The organism is Sinorhizobium chiapasense (assembly GCF_036488675.1).
Lineage (GTDB): Bacteria > Pseudomonadota > Alphaproteobacteria > Rhizobiales > Rhizobiaceae > Sinorhizobium > Sinorhizobium chiapasense.
On record NZ_CP133148.1, the window covers coordinates 3,807,074 to 3,824,076 of the forward strand.

At 63.7% G+C, this 17,003-nt stretch carries 14 protein-coding genes; 4 read left to right on the top strand and 10 right to left on the bottom strand.

Annotated elements, in window-relative coordinates; genetic code table 11:
* From RB548_RS18190 to RB548_RS18200, 3 genes are all read left to right on the top strand, one after another.
* Window positions 1–1,422, top strand: coding sequence for an FAD-binding oxidoreductase (locus RB548_RS18190; RefSeq protein WP_331372611.1), 1,422 nt, complete (start codon window positions 1–3; stop codon window positions 1,420–1,422).
* A gap of 86 nt (window positions 1,423–1,508) precedes the next feature.
* The gene (amaB, locus tag RB548_RS18195; protein ID WP_331372612.1) at window positions 1,509–3,041 is read left to right on the top strand and encodes an L-piperidine-6-carboxylate dehydrogenase; all 1,533 of its coding nucleotides are present in this window, start codon (window positions 1,509–1,511) and stop codon (window positions 3,039–3,041) included.
* A 26-nt stretch (window positions 3,042–3,067) separates the two neighbouring features.
* Window positions 3,068–4,300: a pyridoxal phosphate-dependent aminotransferase gene (locus RB548_RS18200; RefSeq protein WP_331372613.1), complete on the top strand. Its 1,233-nt coding sequence runs from the start codon at window positions 3,068–3,070 to the stop codon at window positions 4,298–4,300.
* A gap of 199 nt (window positions 4,301–4,499) precedes the next feature.
* On the opposite strand, the gene RB548_RS18205 is transcribed toward RB548_RS18200, so the two are convergent.
* Window positions 4,500–5,048, bottom strand: a complete 549-nt coding sequence (locus tag RB548_RS18205) for a cupin domain-containing protein (RefSeq protein WP_331372614.1) — start codon at window positions 5,046–5,048, stop codon at window positions 4,500–4,502.
* A 146-nt stretch (window positions 5,049–5,194) separates the two neighbouring features.
* Here RB548_RS18205 and RB548_RS18210 point away from each other — a divergent pair, with 146 nt between their 5' ends.
* Window positions 5,195–6,532 (top strand): aspartate aminotransferase family protein, encoded by a 1,338-nt coding sequence (locus RB548_RS18210; protein WP_331372615.1) that lies wholly within the window; start codon window positions 5,195–5,197, stop codon window positions 6,530–6,532.
* A 284-nt stretch (window positions 6,533–6,816) separates the two neighbouring features.
* On the opposite strand, the gene RB548_RS18215 is transcribed toward RB548_RS18210, so the two are convergent.
* The 9 genes from RB548_RS18215 to RB548_RS18255 form a co-directional block, all read right to left on the bottom strand.
* On the bottom strand, window positions 6,817–8,088 hold the full coding sequence (locus tag RB548_RS18215; RefSeq protein WP_331372616.1) for a glycerate kinase type-2 family protein: 1,272 nt from the start codon (window positions 8,086–8,088) through the stop codon (window positions 6,817–6,819).
* 4 nt (window positions 8,089–8,092) lie between these two features.
* Complete coding sequence (locus RB548_RS18220; protein ID WP_331372617.1) at window positions 8,093–8,410, bottom strand: Dabb family protein; 318 nt, start codon at window positions 8,408–8,410, stop codon at window positions 8,093–8,095.
* 13 nt (window positions 8,411–8,423) lie between these two features.
* The gene (locus RB548_RS18225; protein WP_331372618.1) at window positions 8,424–10,079 is read right to left on the bottom strand and encodes a GMC family oxidoreductase; all 1,656 of its coding nucleotides are present in this window, start codon (window positions 10,077–10,079) and stop codon (window positions 8,424–8,426) included.
* A gap of 183 nt (window positions 10,080–10,262) precedes the next feature.
* The gene (locus RB548_RS18230; RefSeq protein ID WP_331372619.1) at window positions 10,263–11,036 is read right to left on the bottom strand and encodes a 3-ketoacyl-ACP reductase; all 774 of its coding nucleotides are present in this window, start codon (window positions 11,034–11,036) and stop codon (window positions 10,263–10,265) included.
* Complete coding sequence (locus RB548_RS18235) at window positions 11,033–12,541, bottom strand: GMC family oxidoreductase (protein WP_331372620.1); 1,509 nt, start codon at window positions 12,539–12,541, stop codon at window positions 11,033–11,035. Before RB548_RS18235 ends, RB548_RS18230 begins: the two co-directional genes overlap by 4 nt.
* Before the next feature lie 8 nt (window positions 12,542–12,549).
* Window positions 12,550–13,662 carry an ABC transporter ATP-binding protein gene (locus tag RB548_RS18240; protein ID WP_331372621.1) on the bottom strand — a complete coding sequence of 371 codons (1,113 nt, stop codon included), beginning with the start codon at window positions 13,660–13,662 and terminating at the stop codon, window positions 12,550–12,552.
* Window positions 13,663–13,666: 4 nt separating this feature from the next.
* Entirely contained in the window at window positions 13,667–14,548 is an 882-nt protein-coding gene (locus RB548_RS18245) for a carbohydrate ABC transporter permease (protein ID WP_331372622.1), read from the bottom strand.
* Complete coding sequence (locus tag RB548_RS18250; protein WP_331372623.1) at window positions 14,548–15,426, bottom strand: carbohydrate ABC transporter permease; 879 nt, start codon at window positions 15,424–15,426, stop codon at window positions 14,548–14,550. Before RB548_RS18250 ends, RB548_RS18245 begins: the two co-directional genes overlap by 1 nt.
* 170 nt (window positions 15,427–15,596) lie before the next feature.
* The gene (locus RB548_RS18255; RefSeq protein ID WP_408642382.1) at window positions 15,597–16,841 is read right to left on the bottom strand and encodes an ABC transporter substrate-binding protein; all 1,245 of its coding nucleotides are present in this window, start codon (window positions 16,839–16,841) and stop codon (window positions 15,597–15,599) included.
* Window positions 16,842–17,003 lie beyond the last annotated feature (162 nt).

Genomic DNA, 17,003 nt, shown 5'->3' on the forward strand with positions numbered 1-17,003 from the left:
ATGATTGCGAAGGACCATATCGACGCGTTGACGAACATCCTTGGCGACAAGGGCGTCGTCGCGCGTCAGGAAGACATGCAGGCCTATGAGACCGGCGCGCGTTACGACCAGGGCCGTGCAGCCGCCGTGCTGCGCCCGGCGACGACGGCGGAGGTTTCTGCGGCCGTTTCCTATTGCGTCCGCAACGGCATCGCCCTCATCCCGCAATCTGGCAATACCGGTCTCGTCTCTGGCTCGACCCCGGACGTCTCCGGCAGCGAAGTCGTACTCAGCCTCGACCGGCTGACCAGGCAGTTTGAGCTCGATAGCGACAACCGCTCGGTGCGCGTCGATGCCGGATTTCGGCTCTCCGATCTCAACCGGCGGCTGGAAGAACATGAGCTGCTTTTCCCGATCGATCTCGGCGCAGATCCGCGCATCGGTGGCATGATCGCGACCAACACCGGCGGTTCGCGCTTCTTGAAATACGGCGACGTGCGTCGCAATACGCTGGGCTTGAAGGTCGTGCTCGCCGACGAGGACGGCACCGTTCTCGATCTCGGCTGCGACCTGCGCAAGAACAATACCGGCGTCGATTGGAAGCAGATCTTCGTCGGCACCTCCGGCGCCTTCGGCATCGTCACCGAATGTGTGCTGAACCTCGAGCGGGTGCCGAAACAGACTGCGACGGCTTTCCTCGTCCCGGCAAGCGGCGCCCATGTGCTGCCGCTGCTGAGAGCCATGGAACAGCGGTTAGGCGCCTATCTTTCGGCCTTCGAAGGCATGTCGAAGAACGCCATCGCCGCCGCTTTTGCTCACGTATCGTCGCTGAAGAATCCCTTTCAGGGCGGCAACGTGCCGGACTATGTAATCCTCGCGGAAATCTCCCGCACCTGGGAGCCGCGCGAGGGCGAGCAATCGCTCGATGCCGTGCTCGAAGGCGTGCTCGCCGAAATCTGGGAATCGGAAGAGGCGCCGCTCGCCGACGCCTTCGTCGGTCCGCCGCACGAGATCTGGGCGCTTCGCCACGCGCTTTCCGAAGGCGTGAAGCACCTCGGCAAGCTGATCGCCTTCGATCTTTCCTTCCGCAGAGGTGATATCATGGCCTTCTGCGACCATATGAAGGCCGAGATGCCGGAGAAGTTCCCGGGCGTTACGGTTTGCGATTTCGGCCACATCGGCGACGGCGGCGTGCACTTCAATCTTGTCGTGGCAAAGGATAGCCCGCTATTGACCGAGGCGGATTTCGAACAGCGCCTGCGCGAATGGGTCTTTGCGGTGGCTGTCGAGCAATATGGCGGCAGCTTCAGTGCCGAGCATGCGATCGGCCGGCGGAACCAGGCCTTTTACGATTTCTACACGCCGGAAAAACTCAAAGAGATGGCCGGCGGCCTGAAAACACTTACATCGCCGGGAAGGCTCGGCAGCGTGCGTTTTGGTTAAGTCCGCGGGATGAGGGAAAGTGTGAAGCGGTTTTCCGCCCGCATCCCGCGCAACCGATATATGAGACAAAACGGGAGTCAGATCAGATGAACATTGCAACGAAGAAAGTCGACGTCGCCAAGGAGGCCGCCGCCCTCCTCGACAAGATGGGCGTCGCCCGCGAACTCTACGTGGGCGGCGACATGCCGTCTTATAGCCCGGTCACCGGCGAACAGATCGCGAGCCTCAAGACCGTTTCGGCCGCTGAGGCCGCCGCCCGGATCGAAAGAGCCAACGAAGCCTTCCGCGCCTGGCGGCTCGTGCCGGCGCCGAAGCGCGGCGAGCTTGTCCGCCTGCTTGGCGAGGAGCTGCGCGCCTTCAAGGCCGACCTCGGCCGCCTTGTCTCGCTCGAAGCCGGCAAGATCCCGTCGGAAGGCCTTGGCGAAGTGCAGGAAATGATCGACATCTGCGATTTCGCCGTCGGTCTCTCACGCCAGCTCTATGGTCTCACGATCGCCACCGAACGCCCGGGCCACCGCATGATGGAAACCTGGCATCCGCTCGGCGTCGTCGGCATCATCTCCGCCTTCAACTTCCCGGTCGCCGTCTGGTCCTGGAACGCGGCGCTGGCGCTTGTGTGCGGCAACGCCGTCGTCTGGAAGCCGTCGGAAAAGACGCCGCTCACCGCGCTTGCATCGCAGGCGATCCTTGAACGCGCCCTCTCCCGCTTCGGCGATGCGCCGGAAGGCCTGTCGCAAGTGCTGATCGGCGACCGCGTGATCGGCGAAGTGCTCGTCGATCACCCGAAGGTGCCGCTCGTTTCGGCAACCGGCTCGACCCGCATGGGCCGCGAAGTCGGCCCGCGTCTTGCGAAGCGCTTTGCCCGCGCCATCCTCGAACTCGGCGGCAACAACGCGGGCATTGTCTGCCCGTCGGCCGATCTCGACATGGCGCTCCGCGCCATCGCCTTCGGCGCCATGGGCACCGCCGGCCAGCGTTGCACGACGCTGCGCCGCCTCTTCGTCCATGAGAGCGTCTACGACCAGCTCGTTCCGCGCCTGAAGAAGGCTTACACGTCGGTCTCCGTCGGCAACCCGCTGGAAAGCACGGCACTCGTCGGCCCGCTCGTCGACAGGGCCGCCTTCGACAACATGCAGAAGGCGATCGCTGAGGCCAAGTCGCATGGCGGCGCCGTCACCGGCGGCGAGCGCGTCGAACTCGGGCATGAGAACGGCTACTACGTGAAGCCGGCACTCGTCGAAATGCCGAAGCAGGCTGGCCCGGTTCTCGAAGAAACCTTCGCGCCGATCCTCTATGTCATGAAGTACAACGATTTCGACGCCGCGCTCGCCGACCACAATGCGGTCGCTGCCGGCCTTTCGTCGTCGATCTTCACCCGCGACATGCAGGAATCGGAGCGCTTCCTCGCGGCTGACGGCTCGGACTGCGGCATCGCCAACGTCAACATCGGCACTTCGGGCGCCGAAATCGGCGGTGCGTTCGGTGGCGAGAAAGAAACCGGCGGCGGCCGTGAATCCGGTTCCGACGCCTGGAAGGCCTATATGCGCCGGGCAACCAACACGATCAACTATTCGAAGGCTCTGCCGCTGGCGCAGGGCGTCTCGTTCGATATCGAATGATTGGCGACATCGAATAGGGATCGGCCATGGCTATCAATGCAACCGTGAAGGAGGCGGGCTTTCTGCCCGCCTCGCGGATCGCCTCGATCGGCGTTTCCGAAATTCTGAAGATCGGCGCCCGCGCCAATGCCATGAAGCGTGAAGGCAAGCCGGTGATCATCCTCGGTGCGGGCGAGCCGGACTTCGATACGCCGGACCACGTCAAGCAGGCGGCCTGGGACGCGATCCAGCGCGGCGAGACGAAGTACACGGCGCTCGACGGTACGCCGGAACTGAAGAAGGCGATCCGCGAAAAGTTCCAGCGCGAGAACGGCCTTGCCTACGAGCTGGATGAGATCACGGTTGCCGCCGGCGCCAAGCAGATCCTGTTCAACGCCATGATGGCGACGATCAATTCCGGCGATGAGGTGATCATCCCGACGCCCTACTGGACCTCCTATTCCGACATCGTCCAGATCTGCGAAGGCAAGCCGGTCTTGATCGCCTGCGATGCATCGTCCGGTTTCCGCCTCACCGCGGAAAAACTCGAGGCGGCGATCACCCCGAAGACGCGCTGGGTACTCTTGAACTCGCCGTCGAACCCGTCCGGCGCCGCCTACAGCGCTGCCGATTACCGACCGCTGCTCGAGGTGCTTCTCAAGTATCCGCATGTCTGGCTGCTCGTCGACGACATGTACGAGCATATCGTCTATGACGGTTTCCGCTTCGTCACGCCGGCGCAGCTCGAGCCCCGGCTCAAGGAGCGGACGCTGACGGTCAACGGCGTCTCGAAGGCCTACGCCATGACCGGCTGGCGGATCGGCTATGCCGGTGGGCCGCGCGAGCTCATCAAGGCGATGGCCGTGGTGCAGAGCCAGGCGACCTCCTGCCCGTCCTCCGTGAGCCAGGCAGCCTCGGTCGCGGCGCTGACCGGCCCGCAAGATTTTCTGAAAGAACGCACCACGAGCTTTCAACGCCGCCGCGATCTCGTCGTCAGCGGGTTGAACGCCATCGACGGCCTCGATTGCCGCGTTCCGGAAGGCGCCTTCTACACGTTCTCCGGCTGCGCCGGCATGCTCGGCAAGGCAACGCCATCGGGCAAGACCATCGAAACCGATACGGACTTCTGCGCCTATCTGCTCGACGACGCCCATGTCGCCGTCGTCCCGGGCTCGGCCTTCGGCCTTTCGCCTTTCTTCCGCATCTCCTATGCGACGTCGGAAGCGGAGCTCAAGGAAGCACTGGAGCGAATCGCCGCGGCCTGCGCGCGGCTGTCCTGAGTCAGCAAAAGAGGGGCGGAAAAGACCCCTCCCCAACCCCTCCCCTCAGGTGGGAGGGGCTAAACGTGGCGCGCCGCTTCAGCCGCATCTTGACCGCCACAGAAGACGGTACGCCATTGAAGTAGCAAGAGATTGCCGCGAACTCCAAGCCCCTCCCCCTTGTGGGGAGGGGTTGGGGAAGGGCTTTCAGCAGGAGCCCTCAAAACGTCGGCGGCGTGCAGGCGCTGATCACCTCGCACGGCACCGGCCCGACACAGCGAAAGCGATGCGGCCGGCGACTTTCAAAATAATAGGCGTCGCCCGGCCCAAGGATGCGCCGCTCGTCATCGACGGTCACCTCCAGCCGCCCGGAAAGCACGATCCCACCCTCCTCACCCTCATGCACCAGCGGCACCTTGCCGGTGTCCGCCCCCGGCTGATAGCACTCCTTCAGGATCTGCAGGCTGCGGCCGAAGAGATTGTCGCCGATCTGGCGATAGGAAATCGGTCCCTTGCCGATCTCCACCAGTTCGTCGGCCGCATAAAAAGCCTTGCGCGGCTTTTCCGGTTCGAAGGAAAAGAACTCCGCAAGCCCGATCGGAATGCCGTCGAGAATGCGCTTCAAGGCGCCGACCGACGGGTTGGAAGCATTCGATTCGATCAGCGAGATGGTGGAGTTCGTGACGCCCGCCCGTTTGGCGAGTTCGCGCTGGGACAGATTGTGCATCAGCCGCACATGGCGGAGCCGGTTGCCGATATCGACACTCATCACAGGTTCCCGTGTTGACGTTGTTCGAAATATCGAAACTCTAGCAGGCAGTATCCATGTAATACAATGGCTTAGCTTAGAGAAGAAAAGGACTTGTTCGGCAAAAGAAATCATGGCGTCAATCGCCAAACCGACAGGAGGATGCCATGGACGCCCACAACAAGCCCAACGCCCCGGTGCTCGACAGCTACTGGATGCCCTTTACCGCCAATCGCCAGTTCAAGGCAGCACCGCGCCTGCTCGCGAGCGCCGAGGGCATGCACTATACCAGCGTCGACGGCCGGACGATCCTCGACGGCACCGCCGGCCTTTGGTGCGTCAACGCCGGTCACGGCCGCCGCCAGATTGCCGCCGCGGTCGAGCGCCAGCTTTCGACGATGGACTTCGCCCCTTCCTTCCAGATGGGCCATCCGATTGCCTTCGACTTTGCCCAGCGCCTCGCCGAAATCGCCCCCGGCCCGGCCGGCGCCAAGCTCGACCGGGTGTTCTTCACCGGCTCCGGCTCGGAATCGGTCGACACGGCGCTGAAGATCGCGCTCGCTTACCAGCGCTCGATCGGCCAGGGCACGCGCACGCGTCTCATCGGCCGCGAGCGCGGCTATCATGGCGTCGGCTTCGGCGGCATCTCCGTCGGCGGCATCGTCAACAACCGCCGCGTCTTCCCGCAACTCCCGGGGTCCGATCATCTGCGCCACACCCATGACCCGGCAAGGAACGCCTTCGTCAGGGGGCAGCCGGAACATGGCGCGGAACTCGCCGACGATCTCGAAAGGCTCGTGGCACTGCACGGCGCCGAAACGATCGCTGCCTGCATCGTCGAACCGGTCGCCGGCTCCACCGGCGTCTTGATCCCGCCGAAGGGTTATCTCGAGCGGCTGCGCGCGATCTGCGACAAGCACGGTATTCTCCTGATCTTCGACGAAGTGATCACCGGCTTCGGTCGCCTCGGCGCCGCCTTCGCAACCGACTATTTCGGCGTCACACCGGATCTCGTCACCACCGCCAAAGGCCTCACCAACGGCGCCATCCCGATGGGCGCTGTATTTGCGAGCCGCAAGGTGCACGATGCGCTGATGCACGGGCCGGAAGGTCAGATCGAACTCTTCCACGGCTACACCTATTCCGGCCATCCGGCGGCTTGCGCCGCCGGCATCGCGACGCTCGACATCTATCGCGACGAGGGCCTGATGACTCGCGCCGCCGAGCTGCAGGACGACTGGCACGAAGCGATGCATTCGCTGAAGGGCCTGCCGCATGTGATCGACATCCGCACCATCGGCTTGATCGCCGGTATCGAACTCAAATCGCGTGATGGGGCGCCCGGCGCCCGCGCCTATGACGTCTTCGTCGACTGCTTCGAGAGAGGTCTGTTGATCCGCGTTACCGGCGATATCATCGCCTTCTCGCCGCCGCTGATCGCCGAAAAGCAGCATTTCGACGAGATCGTCTCGATGCTCGCCGATGCGCTGAAGCGGGTGAAGTAAGGAACTCGATCAAAACCCCTCCCCACAGGTGGGAGGGGCTTTCGCGCCCGCAGCACTCGACTACCATTTTCAGGCCTGGCATCAGACGGAAGGTCCAAAAACAAGGTGCAAAGGTATGGCCAAGGCAACCTTCCTCTTTGTGGGAAGGCAAAGATGTCTGCTCCTGTCCATCTTGGCGTCAGGCGCGAGGGATCAGATGGAGGCGCGCCGGTGCGGCGCGGTAGCCCCTCCCCCTTGTGGGAAGGGGTTGGGGAGGGGTGCACTTGCACGCTCGTCCCCATTACTCAGCGTATCAAAATCGCCCGAAAATCATTGACATTCGTCCCGGTCGGACCGGGCACGAAAAGATCGCCGCTGGCGGCAAAAGCCGACCAGGCATCGTGGCGGGCGAGATGGGCGCGTGGGTCAACGCCCGCCGCCCGCATCCGGGTGACACTCGCCCCGTCTGCAAAGGCACCGGCATTGTCCTCCGAACCGTCGATACCGTCCGTGTCGGCGGCGAGCGCCTCGATGCCATTGACGCCGTCGATGTCGAGCGCCAGCGACAAGAGGAACTCGCTGTTGCGTCCACCTTTTCCGTAGCTGTTGCCGGAAATCGTCACTGTCGTCTCGCCGCCGGAAAGCAGCGCCACAGGCTTTGCGAAGGGTCGATTTCGCAACGCCACTTCGCGCGCAAGCGCCGCATGCATCCGGCCGACGTCGCGCGCTTCACCCTCGATTGCGTCCGAGAGAATTGCGGCCTCTATGCCGAGTTCCCGCGCCCGCGCCGCTGCTGCCTCCAGCGAGACGCTGGCCGAGGCGATCACGTGAACTTGGTTACCGGCAAGGGCAGGGTCGTCGGGACCGGGGGCTCGCGCGACATCAGACGCGAGATGCGCCATCACGCGCTCGGGAAAGGTCATGCCGTAGCGGGCGACGATCTCACGCGCGTCTTCCAGGCTCGACAAATCGGGCACCGTCGGGCCGGAGGCAACGAAGGCGGGATTGTCGCCCGGAACATCGGAGACGACGAGGCTGATGACGCGCGCCGGCGATGCGGCAAGCGCAAGCCGGCCACCCTTGATGCGCGACACGTGTTTTCTGACGACATTCATCGCCGAGATCGGCGCTCCGGAGGCGAGCAGCGCGCGGTTGACCGCGATCTCGTCTTCGAGCGTCAGGCCGCTTGGTGGCGCCGGCAGGAGTGCCGAGCCGCCGCCGGAAACCAACGCCACGACGAGATCATCGGCCGTCAGTCCCTCGACCAACTCGAGAAGGGCGGATGACGCGGCCAGCCCTGCCTCGTCCGGCACCGGATGCGCCGATTGCAGCACCTTGATGCGCTCGCACCTCTCGACCGGTCCGTGGCGGGCTACGACGACGCCCGTGAGCGGTGCGTCCCAGAGCCGCTCGAAGGCCGCCGCCATCTGGCTTGCGGCCTTGCCGGCGCCGATGACGATCGTGCGCCCCTTCGGCCTCTCGGGCAGGTGGGCGCGAATGGCGGCGTAAGGATCGGCCGCCACGACGGCAGCCTCGAAGAGGGAGATCAGGAAGGAGCGCGGCTCGATCGATGCCATGGAATCAGTCCGGGATTTCGAGATCGTAGACGAACACACCTTGGACGCCGCCTTGCGCCGCCGCAACGATTTTTGCGCCGGTCTTTTGATGTTCTGCGTCATCGAGATAGCCGTCGCGCGCCGCCGCATCGGCGAAATCGACGATGAAGCCTTCGCAGTAACCTTTGTCCATGCCGGTTTCCGGGCTGACATTCACACCGCTATGCACCGCCAGCAGACCTGGGAGGCGGCTCTTTAGCGCGGCGATCTCGGCGAAGATCGCCGCCTTCTCGGAACTCGTCACGTCCGGACGGAAGCGGATGAAAACGCAGTGTCGGATCATGGTGGTGTCCCGCCTAACGAACGTCTGCACGTGCCCGTGGACGTGAGTCGTTGCGCTCGTGCTGGAAGATCGCGGGCGGTAGCGCCGGCAGGCCGCGAATGATATCCGCCCCCTTCTCGCCCATCATGATCGTCGGCCCGTTGGTGTTGCAGGATGGCACGCGCGGCATCACCGAACTGTCGCAGACCCGCAAGCCGTCGAGCCCGCGCACCTTCAGCTCCAGGTCGACCACTGCCATCTGATCGGTGCCCATCTTGCAGGTGCCGACCGGGTGATGGTCGGTCTTGGCATTGGCGCAGCCATATTCGAAAAGCTGCTCTTCCGTCCGGATATTGTTGCCCGGCAAACGTTCGGCGAGAACATAGGACTTCAGCGCCGGCTGCTGCATGATTTCGCGGGCGATCCGCAGGCCTTCGAGCGACATCCTGCGGTCGTGCGGATCCTCCCAATAGTTCGGGTCGATGAGCGGCGCGGCGGCCGGGTCGGCGGATGAAAGCCGGACGGTGCCGCGCGACCGCGGATGCAGATAGGCGGAGTTGAGCGTGACGCCAGCGTTCTTGAGACGCGCGACGCCGGCCTCGATGCCCGAGCCGAGACCGAGATGGAACTGGATGTCCGGCGAGCGTGCAGCCGGATCGGCATACCAGAAGCCACCGGTCTCGAAGAGCGAAGAGGCAACGGGGCCGGTGCGGAAGAGCACGTATTGCAGGCCTGCCCAGAGCGTGCGGTGCAGCTTGGCGACATTGTCGTAAGTGTGATCGCCGGTGCACTCGGAGATGACAAAGAGATCAAGATGGTCCTGCAGGTTGCCGCCGACACCGGGGAGATCATGGCGAACGTCGACACCGACCGCGCGCAGGTGGTCGGCCGGACCGATGCCGGATTGCAGGAGCAGTTTCGGCGAGCCGATCGCACCCGACGAGACCAGCACCTCGCGGTCCGCGCGGATGGTTTCGCTCCCCTTGGCCGTCACCACCTCGACGCCGATCGCACGGCTGCCTTCGAGCAGGATGCGGGCGACCCGGGCACCGGTGTGCACCGTCAGGTTTTTTCGGTCCCTGATCGGCGAGAGATAGGCAAGCGACGCGGAGGAACGACGCCGGTTGCGCTGGGTCAGCTGATAGAAGCCGACGCCCGCCTGCTGCTTGCCGTTGAAGTCGTGATTATAGGGAATGCCAAGTTCCTGGCCGGCGCGGATATAGGCGTCGCAGATCGGCAGCGTCGAGACCGGCATCGAGACACCAAGCGGCCCGCCGTAGGAATGATAGTCGTCGGCGAAACGCTGGTTGTCCTCGGCGCGCTTGAAATAGGGCAGCACGCTTCGATAGTCCCAGCCGCTGCAGCCGTCTTCGCGTGCCCAGAGATCGTAGTCGACGGCGTTGCCGCGGGTGTAGAGCTGCGCATTGATCGAGGAGCCGCCGCCGATCACCTTCGCCTGGGTATAACGCAGCACCCTGCCCTTCATGTGCTTCTGCGGCACCGTGTGCCAACCCCAGCTCGCAACGCCCTTGGTCATTCTGGCGAAGCCGGCCGGCATGTGGAACAGCGGGTTCCAGTCGCCGCCGCCGGCTTCGAGCAGCAGCACCTTGACCGTCGGGTCCTCGCTCAACCGGTTGGCGAGCACGCATCCGGCCGGCCCGGCGCCGGTGATGATGTAGTCATAGGTCATTCACATCGTCCTCAAGGTCACGCGCCTCGGCGCGATCATCTGTAACCATCGGTCTTGCCGGCCCCTCATCCGGCCTGCCGGGTCCCTTCTCCCGCGGCCCGTCGCCGGGCACGTCCTCTCTCCCCGCCTGCGGGGAGAGAGTTAGGGTGAGGGACAGGTCCCACATTCGTGTGAGGGGCAAATTCACAACCGGCTGATTGACAGCCCCCCATCGGCCTGGACGACCGAGCCCGTGGCGAAACCGAACTGCCCTCCGGCGAGTCCGGCGACGATCTTGCCGATGTCTTCGGGCTCTCCCCATCGCCGCATCGGCACCAGCCCATCGGCAATCAACGTGTCGTATTTGCCGGAAACGGTCGCGGTCATGTCGGAACGAATGATGCCCGGCCGAACCTCGAAGACAGATACACCGGTCTCGGCCAGTCTCAGCGCCAGGCCCTGGCTGAAGGCGGCAAGCCCCGCCTTGCTCATGCAGTAGTCGAGCCGTTCCGGCGATGTCATCGCCGCGGAGACCGAGGTGATGTTGATGATGGATCGGGGCGCTATCGCCTGCATCGGGAGCATCGCCTTCAGAACGGCCTGAGTGAAGAAAACCGTGCCGCGCAGGTTGATGCCGACGATGGTGTCGAAGTTCTCCGGCTTGAGATCGAGAAAATCGCCGCGCACGACGGAAGCGATCCCGGCATTGTTGACGAGGCAATCGATCCTGCCGAACGCCTCGGTTACCGCGGCCACAGTTGCCTGGTGGGTGGCGAGATCCGCGAGATCGGCCTGTAGAAAGATCGCACGGACACCGAAAGTGCCGAGCTCGGCGAGCACGGGTGCTACACCATCGGCATCCCCGATGCCCGTGATGGCGATATCGAAGCCGGCCGCCGCCAGCGCCCGGGCGATACCGAGCCCGATGCCGCGCCGGCCGCCGGTGACGATCGCGACGGGACGTGCTGTTTCCGTCATGACCGAAGGTCCTCTTTAACGATGTGATCCGCGACGCGGAGCGCCTGCGCAGCCACGGTCAGCGCCGGATTTACCGCCGCCGAAGTCGGCAGGAAGCCTGCATCGACAACGAAAAGGTTCGGGTGATCGAAGGCGCGGCAATAGACATCGAGCGGCGCCTTATTCGGGTCCTCGCCGATCCTAACGGTGCCGCACTGATGCGACGGTGTGCGATTGTCGAAGGCGCGGGCGAGAACGACCGGAAAGCCCGCCTTGCGCAGCACCGCCTTCAACTTGGCGACCAGATCGAGATGCGCCTGCCAATTGGTGCGCACCCATTGGAGCACGACGCGATCGCCGTCGACCGTGACCCGGCTATCCGGCGACGGCAGGTCCTCGCTCATGGCGTAGAAGTCTATACCGCGGGCCGAGACCTGGTTCAGCAGCCATTCCGGAACGGCCGGCATGTTCGCCTTCAGGATCGCGCCCGACACCCGGCCGAGAAGCTGGATGTTGCCGAGCGGCGGCCCGCCCGTTCCGTCCGAGAGGTAGAAGTCGTTGAGGCCGAAGGTCTTCTGGTAGATGGAATCGTTGCGGTACCAGGGGCTGAGCGCTATCACCGCACTCGAATTGTGGTTCATGAAATTGCGGCCCACCTGGTCCGATCGGTTCGCAAGCCCTGCGGGATTGCGGCCGTCGGCCGAGCGCAACAACAGGACGGCCGATTGCACGGCCCCGGCAGCGAGGATCACCAGCTTCGGCGAAACGCTGTGCTCCTCGCCGTCCTTGACATAGTGAACGGTCTCGATCGCCTTGCCGTCCGACGCCGTCGCAAGCTGCGTCACGCGCGAACCGGTTTGCAGCCGGACATTCGGATATTCGAGCGCCGCGGTCAGCGCCGCCGTTTCCGCATCCATCTTGCCGTCGAAACTGTTCGGATGCGCGTCCCACGGGGTCTTGCCCTTGGCGAGCCAACGGTCAATGTCAATGCCGAGCGGCAGCGAATAGGGATTGAGCCCGATCTCCGCCAGGCGCTTGCGAACCTTGGCGATCGCCGGTTCGTCGGGGACGGGGCCGTAGGCGTAGTCGTTCGAGTGGGCGGGCTCGGTCGGATCCTCGCCAAGGCGTCCACGCACCTGATAGAGCGCCTCCGCCTTGGAATACCACGGCTCCAGCTCTTCGTAAGGAAACGGCCAGGCCGGCGAAACGCCGTCGAGATGCTGCATCTCCTCGAAATCCTCGCGGCGGTAGCGGGTCAGCACCGCGCCGTAGAATTTCGAGTTGCCTCCGACATTGTAGTAGTTGCCGGGATTGAAGCCGACGCCGCCCGCCTCGTACCAGGTCTCCTTCGGCCGGAAATGGCCGCGCTGGAAGATCGCCCGCTGGTCGCGGTTTTCCGGACGGTCCCCGATGTGAACGCCCGCCTCGAGGATCAGGATCTCGGCGCCTGAGGGGGCAAGGCCCGCCGCGACGGTCGCGCCGCCAATCCCCGATCCGATGATGACGATATCCGGCTCAGTGCGCATGGCCACGCTCATGCAATCCGCATCTGGCTCTGCGGGTCGAAGAACACCGCCTTGTCGAGATTGAAGGCGAGCCGCGACGTCTGGCCCGGCGCGATGCGCGCGTCGGCGCGCAGCCGGGCGACGATCTCCTTGCCGCCAAGGCGAGTGACCGCAAAGGTGTCGGAGCCGGCCGGCTCGACCACTTCGATCAGGCAATCGCCCTCGGCGACGAACTTTGCGTTGCGGTCGGCGCCGTCGGGATCGGTCAGCGCCTCCGGCCGGATGCCGAACACGACTTCCTTGCCGGCATAGGCCGACAAAGCGCCATCATGCGGCACGGCAAGCCTCAAGGGCTCGGCGTTCGGCCGCTCCAGTGACACCGCGACATCTGCCCCGGCGGCCTCGATGCGGGCCTTTAGCAGGTTCATCGCGGGTGATCCCATGAAATCGGCGACGAACATGTTGGCGGGATTGTTGTAGATGTCGGCCGGCGTTCCGAACTGCTGCAGCACGCCATCCCGCAAGACGGCTATCTTTGTAGCGAGCGTCATTGCCTCGATCTGGTCGTGCGTCACGTAGACGATCGTCGTCTTCATGCGGTTATGCAGGCGTTTGATCTCGGTGCGCATGTCGACGCGGAGCTTTGCGTCGAGGTTCGACAGCGGCTCGTCGAAGAGAAAGACCTGCGGATTGCGCACCAGCGCGCGGCCCATGGCGACGCGCTGGCGCTGGCCGCCGGAGAGCTGGCTCGGCTTGCGGTCGAGCAGGTGGCCGATCTGCAGCATGTCGGCGACTTGGCGGATCGCCTTCTCGCGCTCCTCCTTCGGCACGCCGCGGATCTCCATGCCGAAGGCGATGTTTCCGGCGACCGTCATGTTCGGGTAGAGCGCGTAGGACTGGAACACCATGGCGATGTCGCGCTTCGACGGGTGCAGCCCCGAGACCGACCGGCCGTTGATGGCGATGTCGCCCGAGGTGATCGGTTCCAGGCCCGCGATCGTGTTTAGGAGGGTCGACTTGCCGCACCCGGACGGGCCGACGAGCACGAGGAATCCGCCCCTTTCGATCTCGATATTGATGTCCTTGAGAATCTCCAGTGAGCCGTAGGACTTGCGCAGGTTGCTGATTTTCAAGAAAGACATGAGCTTATCCTTTCACGGCGCCGGACATCAGCCCGCGGACGAAGTAGCGGCCGGACACGATGTAGACGACGAGCGTTGGCAGGGCGGCAAGGATCGCGCCCGCGAAGTGAACGTTGTATTCCTTGACCCCGGTGGATGACGAAACGAGATTGTTCAGCGCGACCGTCATCGGTGTCGAATAGGGGCCAGAGAACGAGGCGCCGAACAGGAAGTCGTTCCAGATGTTGGTGAACTGCCAGATGACCGAGACGACGATGATCGGCCCGGAGGACGGCAGCATGATCCGGCGGAAGATCTGGAAAAAGCCGGCACCGTCGATCTGCGCCGCCCGCACCAGTTCGGTCGGGAAGGCCTCGTAGTAGTTGCGGAAATAGAGCGTCGTAAAGCCGATGCCGTAGACCACGTGGACGAGGATCAGCCCCCAGATCGACCCCGCAAGGCCCAAAACGCCGAGGATGCGCGCCATCGGAATCAGCACGATCTGGAAAGGGATGAAGCAGGAGAGCAGCAGCATGCCGAAGAAGATATTGGCACCCGGGAAGCGCCACTTGGTCAGGACGTAGCCGTTGAGCGCGCCGACGACCGTCGAGATGGCCACTGCGGGAACTACCATCAGGATCGAGTTGATGAAGAAGGGGCGAAGGCCTGTCGGCTGAACGCCGATCTGCGCCGTCGACCAGGCCGAAAGCCAGGGTTCGATCGTCCAGGTCTGCGGCAGGTTCAGCATGCCGCCCTGGCGGATCTCGTCTAGCGGCTTCAGCGAATTCACCACCATCACGTAGAGCGGCAGCAGCGAATAAAGCGCGAAGATGATCAGAGCCGTGTAGATCAATGCCCGCGTCAGGCGGTTGTGCGAGATGACATTGTCTGGACTGGGGGCGCGCATCAGCGTTTTCCTCCCCGGATTTCGGAATAGAGGTAGGGAATGATGATCGAGAAGATCATGATCAGCATGATGATCGCCGAGGATGCGCCGATGCCCATCTGGTTGCGGGTGAAGGTGTAGGAATACATGAAGGTCGCCGGCAACTCGGTCGCCTGCCCCGGCCCGCCGCCCGTCAGCGCGATGATCAGGTCATAGGCCTTGATCGCGAGATGCGCGAGAACAACGAAGGCCGAGAGGAAGACGGGCCGCATCAACGGAATGATGATCCGCCGATAGATGGTCATGGTCGTCGCCCCGTCGATCTGCGCCGCCTTGATGATTTCGTTGTCGACGCCCCTGAGGCCTGCGAGGAACATCGCCATGATGAACCCGGTCGACTGCCAGACCGCGGCGATGACGACGCAGTAGATGGCGAAGTTGCGGTCCTTGATCCAGTTGAAGGAGAAGCTTTCCCAGCCCCAGAGATGCATCGTGTTCTCGAGCCCGATGCCGGGATCGAGGAACCACTTCCAAGCCGTTCCAGTGACGATGAAGGACAGCGCCATCGGGTAGAGATAGATCGGCCGAAGGAACCCTTCCGCCCGGATCTTCTGGTCGAGCAGGATGGCGAGCGCCAGGCCCAGCACCGAGCAAATGACGATATAGAGCGACGCAAAGATCGCCAGGTTGCTGACCGCCCGCCACCAGTGCGGCAAGGCCCACAGTTTGGCGAAGTTGCTTAAGCCGACGAAATTGTAGGACGGCAGCATCTTGCTGTCGGTCATCGACAGGAAGCCGGTATAGGCTATGAAGCCGTAGACAAAGATCAGGACGATGAGAAAGCTGGGGGCGAGCACGAGCTTGGGCAAAAGCTCCTGCAGCCGGGTGCGGCTATCCATGTTTGTTACCACCGTATCGTTTCGTGTGGCGGAGCGGCTGCCCCTCATCCGCCTGCCGGCACCTTCTCCCCGCCTGCGGGGAGAAGGGATATGCCGCGGCGTCTCCGTCCCCTCTCCCCGTTGGCGGGAAGAGGGTCAGGGTGAGGGGCAAATCCCGCCCCTCGCGTCGCCTACTTCGCGGCCTCGACCGCAGCGGCAAGTTCCTTCACCGCGTCTTCCGAGCTGAGCTCGCCGTTGAACTGGCGGGTCACGACGTCGTAGATCGCGTTCTTGACGGCGGCCGGATTGGCATGGCCGTGGGCCATGGAACCCATGAGCGTGCCGCTGGCGTTGGCTTCGGCGAGGTCCTTGATGCCCTTCTTGCCGCAGGCGTCGAAGTCGGTGTCCGGAACGTCGGTACGAGCCGGAACGGAACCCTTGACGACGTTGAAGGCCGACTGGAAAGTCGGGCTTTCGATGGCGGAAGCCATCTGCAGCTGGGCCGGAACCTTGTCATCCGAGACCTTGAACATCGCGAACTGGTCGGAGTTGAAGGTGACGGAGCCCTGCGTTCCCGGGAAGCGGATGCAGACGAAATCGGTACCCGGTACCTTCTTCGCCTTAAGGAATTCGCCCTTGGCCCAGTCGCCCATGAACTGCAGGCCGGCCTTGTCTTCGATGACCATCGCCGAGGCGAGGTTCCAGTCGCGACCGGAGAAGTTGTCGTCGACATAGGAGCGCAGCTTCGTCATGCGGTCGAAGGCTTCCTTCATCTTGTCGCCGCCGAGCGCTGCCGGGTCGAGGTCGATGAAGGCCTGCTTGTAGAAGTCGTTGCCGAGCGAGAGCACGACGGCATCGAAGATCGTCGCATCCTGCCAGGGCTGGCCACCGTGAGCGACCGGGGTGATGCCCTGTTCCTTGAACTTGTCGAGCAGCGCGATCAGCTCATCCCAGTTCGCCGGCTCCTTGCCGCCGGCCTTGTCGAGGGCGGCCTTGTTGATCCAGACCCAGTTCGTCGAATGGACGTTGACCGGGGCGGCGATCCAGTGGCCGTCATATTTCGAGAATTGCTGCAGCGCGGACGGAACGACCTTGTCCCAGCCTTCCTTGCCGGCAATATCGTCGAGGTTGCCGAGCGCACCTTCCTTCGCCCAGTCGAGAATGTCGAAGCCGAGCATCTGTACCGCGGTCGGAGCGTTACCAGCGGTGACGCGGGCGCGAAGCACGGTCATCGCTTCCGTGCCGCCGCCGCCGGCGACCGGCATATCGGTCCAGCCGATGCCCTTGCCTTCCAGGTCCTTTTTCAGAACATCAAGTGCCGCAGCCTCGCCACCGGACGTCCACCAGTGCAACACTTCCACGTTTTCTGCTGCGCGCGCGGCTGTCGCCGCCAACATCAGTGCTGCAACAGCCGTCGTCGTCATCAACTTGCGCATCGTTATCCTCCCGTTTGCAAGTTACCGAAGCGGAATCTCCTCCCGCTTTATTCGATGCCGCCGGTCTTCACCGGCCGGCAATGGGCCTGCGGCGTGCGCCGCCCGGCCAATTTAAAACGTTACAAATACCGCCAAGTCAAGCGCACCGGGTCTTTCCATAGC